2 protein-coding genes are annotated in these 1,057 nt (G+C 72.1%); both read left to right on the forward strand.

Translation table 11 applies throughout. From position 1 onward, the window contains the following. Positions 1–388, forward strand: a 388-nt coding sequence (locus tag ACLN58_RS22495) for an acetate--CoA ligase family protein (protein ID WP_415857423.1), incomplete at its 5' end; no start/stop codon positions are given. Between the two features lie 68 nt (positions 389–456). Beyond that, the coding region (locus ACLN58_RS22500) for a DUF5998 family protein (protein WP_415857424.1) at positions 457–1,057 on the forward strand (601 nt) is incomplete at its 3' end.

Consider the following 1,057-nt stretch of genomic DNA (forward strand, 5'->3'; position numbering starts at 1 on the left):
GGCCTGCGTGGTCCGTGCGATCGAGGACCCGCTGCTCGGCCCCGTGATCTCGTTCGGCCTCGCGGGAGACGCGGTGGCGCTGCTCGACGATTGGGCCCACCGCGTCCCGCCGCTCACCACACAGGACGTGCGGGACCTCGTGCGGGCGCCACGGGCTGCGGAGAAGCTCCTCGGCTACGAGGGCCTGCCCGCCCTCGACGTCGCCGCGATCGAGGACCTCGTGGGCCGCGTGTCGATCCTCAAGGACCGCCACCCCGAGGTCTCGGTGCTCGAACTCAAGCCCGTCGTGGTGAGCGAGCGGGGGCTCACCGTCCTGCACGCCGACGTCTGGCTCGGCAACGCCGAGCACCGTACGGACAGCGCCCGCAGGGCGATGTCGCAGCAGTGAGCCGACTGCCGCGCGGCCCGTCTGGGAGAATAGTCCGCATGAGCCAATCGCCGTCACCCCACGGACCGATGCCTGCAGCCGCGACCCCGAGGACCCTCACCGCCGACCTTGAGCGCACGGGGTTCTATCCGCCGCTCGTCGCCGACGTGGTCGACGACGCCCTCGACGGCTCGGTGCCCTTGGCCCATCTCGTGCACCTCGAGACGCATTTCGAGCGGGCCGAGGTCCGGCGCCACGTGACCGTGCTCGCGCTCACGGAGGAGCTGCTCGTCGTGACTCACGTCGACGAGGCCCCGCTCGAATCCGACCCGCAGCGCATCACCGCGCAGGTCTCCACGGAGTCGGTCCCGCTCGCGCAGATCGCCACGGTCGTGCTCAGCTACGTCTTCGCCGAGCCCGCCGCCTACGAGCCCGGCGACCCGGTCCGCGAGGTCACGCTGTCCCTCGCGTGGTCCGGTGGCCAGCGGCTCGATCTCCTCCCGGCGTCGTGCGGGGACCCGAACTGCGAGGCGGACCACGGGTACACGGGGTCCATGGCCCAGGAGGATCTCGTGCTGCGGATCAGTTCCGAGGCCGACGGCCCGGAGGCAGTGACGGCCGCGAAGCACTTCGCACGCCTCCTGAGGGCTGCGAACGCCGCGGGCCCGGCAGGGCTCACGCCGCCCAGTA

The organism is Sinomonas sp. G460-2 (genome assembly GCF_047759905.1).
GTDB lineage: Bacteria > Actinomycetota > Actinomycetes > Actinomycetales > Micrococcaceae > Sinomonas.